5 protein-coding genes are annotated in these 6,206 nt (G+C 40.9%); 4 read left to right on the forward strand and 1 reads right to left on the reverse strand.

The features are described from left to right. Nucleotides 1-68 precede the first annotated feature (68 nt). From ACYQ28_RS08380 to ACYQ28_RS08390, 3 genes are read left to right on the forward strand one after another with little or no spacing between them, the layout of a single operon-like run. Nucleotides 69-812, forward strand: a complete 744-nt coding sequence (locus ACYQ28_RS08380) for a DUF5131 family protein (RefSeq protein ID WP_460049346.1) — start codon at nucleotides 69-71, stop codon at nucleotides 810-812. 27 nt (nucleotides 813-839) lie between these two features. Beyond that, the gene (locus ACYQ28_RS08385; RefSeq protein WP_460049345.1) at nucleotides 840-2,111 is read left to right on the forward strand and encodes a three-Cys-motif partner protein TcmP; all 1,272 of its coding nucleotides are present in this window, start codon (nucleotides 840-842) and stop codon (nucleotides 2,109-2,111) included. 12 nt (nucleotides 2,112-2,123) lie between these two features. Beyond that, the gene (locus tag ACYQ28_RS08390; RefSeq protein ID WP_460049343.1) at nucleotides 2,124-3,230 is read left to right on the forward strand and encodes a three-Cys-motif partner protein TcmP; all 1,107 of its coding nucleotides are present in this window, start codon (nucleotides 2,124-2,126) and stop codon (nucleotides 3,228-3,230) included. Between the two features lie 236 nt (nucleotides 3,231-3,466). Here ACYQ28_RS08390 and ACYQ28_RS08395 read toward each other — a convergent pair whose 3' ends face one another. Further along, the gene (locus ACYQ28_RS08395; protein ID WP_460049341.1) at nucleotides 3,467-3,952 is read right to left on the reverse strand and encodes a hypothetical protein; all 486 of its coding nucleotides are present in this window, start codon (nucleotides 3,950-3,952) and stop codon (nucleotides 3,467-3,469) included. A gap of 260 nt (nucleotides 3,953-4,212) precedes the next feature. Between ACYQ28_RS08395 and ACYQ28_RS08400 the strand changes: the two genes are divergently transcribed. Next, nucleotides 4,213-5,460 carry a tyrosine-type recombinase/integrase gene (locus ACYQ28_RS08400; RefSeq protein ID WP_460049339.1) on the forward strand — a complete coding sequence of 416 codons (1,248 nt, stop codon included), beginning with the start codon at nucleotides 4,213-4,215 and terminating at the stop codon, nucleotides 5,458-5,460. Nucleotides 5,461-6,206 lie beyond the last annotated feature (746 nt).

The raw sequence follows: 6,206 nt of genomic DNA on the forward strand, positions 1-6,206 counted from the left end.
GATCATATAAACCAAACGACCAGAGTGTTACACTGTTTATACATACAGTGTAACGTGGAGGGTTAGCAATGGCTACTAAAAGTAAAATTGAATGGACAGAACAAACCTGGAATCCAGTCACAGGCTGCACCAAGGTGTCACCGGGGTGTAAGTATTGTTACGCTGAAGTCATGAGTAAGCGTCTGCAAGCAATGAGTGTAAGTGGCTATGAGCGAGGGTTCTCGACTATATCCCTGATGAGAGAGCGACTTGACCAGCCTCTGCAGAGAAAAAAGCCCACAGTATATTTCGTCAATTCAATGAGTGACTTATTTCATGAAGACGTGCCCTTCGACTATATAGATGAAGTGATGGCGGTTATTGACCAAGCCACTCAACATGCGTTTCAAATTTTGACTAAAAGAGCTGAACGCATGAGGGAGTATTTTGACACGAGGCGAGCACCAGATAATGCTTGGCTAGGCGTATCAGTTGAGGACAAACAATACGGGAAACCGAGGATAGCTCAGCTACAGCGGATTAGAGCTAAGACCCGGTTTCTGTCAATCGAACCACTTTTGGAAGATGTTGGAAGAATTAGTCTTCGAGGTATTCACTGGGTTATAGTTGGCGGCGAGTCCGGGGGCAAAGCTAGGCCCATGGAGGAATCTTGGGTTCTCAAAATAAAATCACAATGCGAACGCGCTGGAACCAGTTTTTTCTTCAAGCAGTGGGGCGCCTGGGGTGAGGATGGGATCAAAAGATCAAAACAAGCAAACGGAAGAACCCTACAAGGCAAAACCTGGAATCAAATACCTGCTATAGCTATATAAATTCTAAAATAACAAAAGGGAAACAACGTGCCCAAAAAGAAAAAGGAAAAATATACATGGGCTATCGGTAAGCAGTTACCTTATTTAGACGAACATAGCCAGGCGAAGCACCGTATTATTTCGGACTACATTCAGCGCTATGTTGAAGTGTACATGAGCAACACTTCGATTGAAGGTTTGAGACTATCAATTGTTGATGGTTTTTCTGGTGGTGGAAAGTACCGGGATATTTTAACCAATGAGACTATTGATGGTTCACCATTTGTCATTCTAAATGCAATTAAGGAAGTCGAGGAGCGCATTAATAAAAATCGCATTAAGCGACGCTCCATCGATGCTCACTACTTTTTTATTGATTATATCAAGCAACATACTGAATTTCTGAAACATGAAATTCAGCAGTCGGCCTTCAAAAAAGAGCTAGACGAAAACATATTCTTGCACACAGATATCTTTGCCCGCGCAGCACCCTCCGTAATTGACGCAATTCATAAAAGAAATAAAGCCCAGAGATGTCTCTTTATACTTGACCAGTATGCTTATAAAGATGTTCCTTTTAATACGGTACGTTACATATTGGAAAAATTAAAAGGTAGTGAAGTAATTTTGACGTTTAACGTAAACGCTCTTATGAATTACTTTTCAGAATGCGATGCTAACCGAAAAGCATTGGAGAATATTCACCTTGATCAATACATAGATTGGAAGCGCATAGCTGCTCTGAAGGAAGCCGGAAAAGGCAGGGCGGCTGTTCAAGAGCAGCTTGCAAACGCAATTTATAGAGCATCAGGGGCAAAGCATATTACTCTTTTTTTTGTGACGCCCAAAAGCGGACTCACATACTGGCTTGTCCATCTATCTAAGGTCTACAGGGCACGCGATGTTATGATGTCACTACACTGGAAGCATTCAAACTCATCTTTTTCACATCACATGGCAGAGGGAATTTTTTCACTCGGGTATACCTCCACGGAAACACCCGGTCAGAGTAGTTTCGACTTGGTTACTGAATTTGATTTTAGTACCGATGCCGAAACGAGGTGTATTAGGCGTTTATCCGAAGATATACCGCGGCACATTTTCAATTTGAATGAACCAATCTCGCTCTCTTGTTTGGTTGATCAGATCGGTAGCTACACTCCTGCCGCCGAAAATCAGATACGACAAGCACTTACTAGCAGCCTAAAGAATAAAGAGCTAAAAATATTGAACTCATCGGGAAAATACCTTAACTCTGCTAATCAAGCAAAATCAGGAGACCTGATCTCTTACAATCAAAAATCAATTTTTGTTCTTTAAAAGGATGAAAATATGAAAGACGAAAGATTCTTTGATGAAACCCGGGAGCAGTCGTTGGTTAAAGCGACCATCGTAGAAAAATATTTTGGAGCTTGGTCGCAGATTATTACCGGGGCACAAAAGCGCTACCAGCAACATGTTCAGAAGATAGGTTATGTTGACTTATTTGCTGGCCCTGGCCGATACAAAGATGGCGTCATATCAACTCCTCTACGAGTTTTAAACACCGCATTACAGAATGAGCAACTGCATGATCGCCTCGTCACAATATTTAATGACAAAGACGAAAACCATGCAAGAACGTTGTCCGAAGCAATTGAAGATTTAGATCAAATCAAGCTGTTGAAGCACACTCCTCAGATCTGGAATGAAGAAGTAGGGGACAATATTGCACTCCAGTTCGAGAAGATGAGCGTCATACCTATACTCGCCTTCATCGACCCATGGGGGTACAAAGGGTTATCACTTAGGCTTGTAAATGCTTTTTTAAAAGATTGGGGCTGTGACTGCCTTTTTTTCTTTAACTACGCTCGAGTTAATGCGGGTCTTTCGAATCCAAAAGTTCGAAGTCACATGGATGCGTTGTTCGAATCGCATACACAAACTTTAATTGATCAAATTACAGGTTTGCCCCCCGATGAACGAGAATCACAGATTGTTGAAAGCATCGCAAATGCGCTAAAAACCTACGGGCACCGTTATGTTTTGCCATTTTGTTTTAAAAATGAAAGTGGCAAGAGGACAACGCATCACCTCGTATTTGTGACAAAACACTTTAAAGGGTATGAGGTGATGAAGGAAATCATGGCAAAAGAAAGTTCTAGCGACTGTCAGGGAGTAGCATCCTTTCAGTACATGCCTGCAGCAACCCTTTCACAAGGACTTCTTTTTGAGCTTAATCGGCCATTGGATTCACTGAAAGATCAGCTCTTGTTGGACTTTGCTGGCCAGTCATTAACGATGATAGATATTTATCGTAAACACAGCATTGATAAGCCATTTCTAAATAAACATTATAAAACCGTATTAAAGGAAATGGAGGAAGAAGGTTTGATAATAACAAGTGGCAGGAATTCGAAAAGAGGCTTTGCGGACAATATTTTGTGCGTATTCACGTGAGTTTAACTTACTGACACTACACTGACAGACAGATTGAAAACTATTTTTACCCCAATCTGTTAGTTAGTTAGCTAAGCGTTCACGATCAACTCATTAAAAAATGGTCATATTTAATAGGGAAATTCTAAACAAAACCTCAAAATTCTCTATAGCAGAGGTACTTGCCTTGTCTAAATAAGAGTAAGTCTATTTGTATGTTGTTTGTTTTTATAGGATTGCCATTTAATATATTTACGTTACGAAAAGCTCTCGAGGGTTTTCCGTAACGCAAGCCAAATTAGTTGGGCGTCATCAAGCGCTCTATGTATCGTAAAATCATCCGTTTTTTCCAGCTTATTTTTAAAATCAAAATAAGATTCCAAGCGACATTCTGGAGTCTTAATAAGTTCCTTGATGTCCTGTATTTCAAATCGTTGATGTATGCCGTTATCTGAAAAAAGTATTTTGCACCAAAATTCATCCCATTGGATGGAGTCGCAGTAGGCAGTTTGTCCAGATAAAAAATCGTTTAAAGTGTGAGCCACTTGCTTCGATTCCAGCCCATTCAATTTCAGTTGGGCTCGGGATATCCCATGAATTGCCTCAGCTTCACGAGACCAGTGTTGCCAGTAAGGCATTGGTTTAATTAGCGAGTGATAATTTATAAGCCCGTTTGTTATGCCAACCTTTATGGGATAGCTACATTTGGACAGGCCGCTTGCTTCAAAATCTATAACCCACATACTTCAGAATAAGATTCCGTTAAAGCTAGCCAGTATATACGTATAAACGTTATATGTAATCGCAGCTAATAACTTATTACTTCCGAAGACTAACTGAAAGCTTTAGCGCAAAAAACTGAAGACTTCAGGGAGTCGTCCAAACCGATAGGTGCTAGCATGACCATTAATTAACACCAATTTATTTCACATACGCTTCAGTATTCGACATAACATATCAAAGCGGCTAAACTAAGTTTATTCCAATATTATCGGTACTTCGTATGGCCACAAACAATCCAAAGCCAGTCGCCTTATTTCCAGCGTTCTCAGAGCTAACGTCACTGGATTTCGGTGAATACAAGGACCTCAAGCAGTTTTTGGACTCCGGAGAAAGCTGGTGGCTGACTCATTGGAACTGGGGTCTAGAATTCCTCAGTTATATCGGCCGAAACAAATCCGAACACACATTCACACGATTCAGGAACGAAACCGAGCGATTCTTGTTGTGGGTTTTTCTGTTCAAAACCATGCCTATGGAGCAACTGCGCAAGGCTGATATTCTGGAATACGCTGACTTTTGTTGGCAGCCGCCAGTTTCTTGGATCTGCACGGCGAACCATGAAAAGTTTGTTTTCCATAGTGGGTATTACACGCAGAATAAGTTATGGGCACCATTCAAGCTACAGCTGCCTAAGGATGCGTCGGACGACCAGGTTCTCGATAAAAAGAAATACAAGCCATCTCAGCAAACACTTGCTGCTATGTTCACGGCAGTGATTGCGTTTTACAAATATTTAATGAACGAAGAGCATTTATACGGTAACCCGGCTCAAATCGCCAAACCTGATTGCTGTCATTTCATTAAGGACGCGCAGGTCAAGGAAATTCGGCGTTTATCCGAGTCTCAGTGGCAATACGTCTTTAATGTTGCACTTGAGTTTGCAAATCAAGACAGAATTTACGAACGCAGTCTGTTTGTCATAACTGCGCTGAAAACGCTTTTTTTACGCGTTTCTGAATTGTCTGACCGTCCAAACTGGACGCCTGTGATGAGCCATTTTTGGCAGGATTCTGAAGGCAACTGGTGGCTAAAGATATTTGGCAAAGGCCGAAAACTTCGAGACATCACAGTCCCGAACAGCTTTATCGATTATCTCAAAAGATACCGCCAATTTCGCGGCCTTAGCCCCCTACCGTCTTTAGGTGAAAATCATCCAATTGTCGAAAAAATTCGTGGCCAAGGTGGGATGACATCCAGGCAGCTTATTCGCATAGTTCAACAAGTTTTTGATTTGGCTTACGATAAAATGAAGGAAGCTGAAGGCGAAGACAATGCGCGTAAGCTGCGAGAAGCCTCTTCCCATTGGCTGAGACACACTGGCGCAAGTATGGAAATTGAACGTGGTCGCGCTCTAAAGGATTTGTCCGAAGATCTGGGGCATTCTAGTATGGCAACGACTGATACCATCTATGTCCAAACAGAAAATCGTATACGTGCTGAAAGTGGGAAAAACAGGAGCGTGAATTAGTGACTTGTTGATCTCAATCTCTATAGTCTATTTGCTCTTATTACTGGCCACCCTCGGGCACTTCGCAAATTCTATTACTGTTTTACATGACAATGGACTCATATTCAGTCGCCAGGTTTACGAATAAAACCATTCCACTAATTAGAGTTTGAACATCATTTGTTAGAAAAATATGTAACAAAATCAATACGGTGAGGCCAGCCATAGTTTCACACATACGTTTCACGAAATAAATTGATAAGAAGTGGCTAGCACCCCTAAAACATTAGCTCTGGACTTATATTCTATGGGTAATGACTTGCTACAATAAGAGTGTAAGAAACGTCGTTCCGGCTGAGGCACGTATTGATACAGGGAAGTGTCTGCAATGGTTTTCTTTCAGTATTTATTCAATGGTTTCCGTGCGTTGTTCAGTTATAGATCTTTTTGATATTTTTTAGAATACGTCGCCGTTGCCTAAGACTAATAATTTTTTCTACAAGTCTATAGGAACCTTCTCGTATCTTCCCCAATGAGTAATCCTGTTAACTTAATCAGTGTGTTATCAAGATTACGATTCATTACTCAATTATTCTTGCGATTAGATCTTTTTGATATTTTTTAGAATACGTCGCTGTTGAATAAGACGAATAATTTTTACTACAAGTCTGTAGGAACCTTCTCGTATTTTCCCCAATGAGTAATCCTGTTAACTTAATCAGTGTGTTATCAAGATTACGATTCATTACTCAATTATTCTTGCGATT

The sequence above is a fragment of the Sessilibacter sp. MAH1 genome (assembly GCF_054658315.1).

What these genes read in the sequence shown, in the direction of transcription:
- ACYQ28_RS08390 (WP_460049343.1), top strand. Translation starts at nt 2,124, where the DNA reads ATGAAAGACGAAAGATTCTTTGATGAAACCCGGGAGCAGTCGTTGGTT.
- ACYQ28_RS08400 (WP_460049339.1), top strand. Translation starts at nt 4,213, where the DNA reads ATGGCCACAAACAATCCAAAGCCAGTCGCCTTATTTCCAGCGTTCTCA.
- ACYQ28_RS08380 (WP_460049346.1), top strand. Translation starts at nt 69, where the DNA reads ATGGCTACTAAAAGTAAAATTGAATGGACAGAACAAACCTGGAATCCA.
- ACYQ28_RS08395 (WP_460049341.1), bottom strand. Translation starts at nt 3,952, where the DNA reads ATGTGGGTTATAGATTTTGAAGCAAGCGGCCTGTCCAAATGTAGCTAT.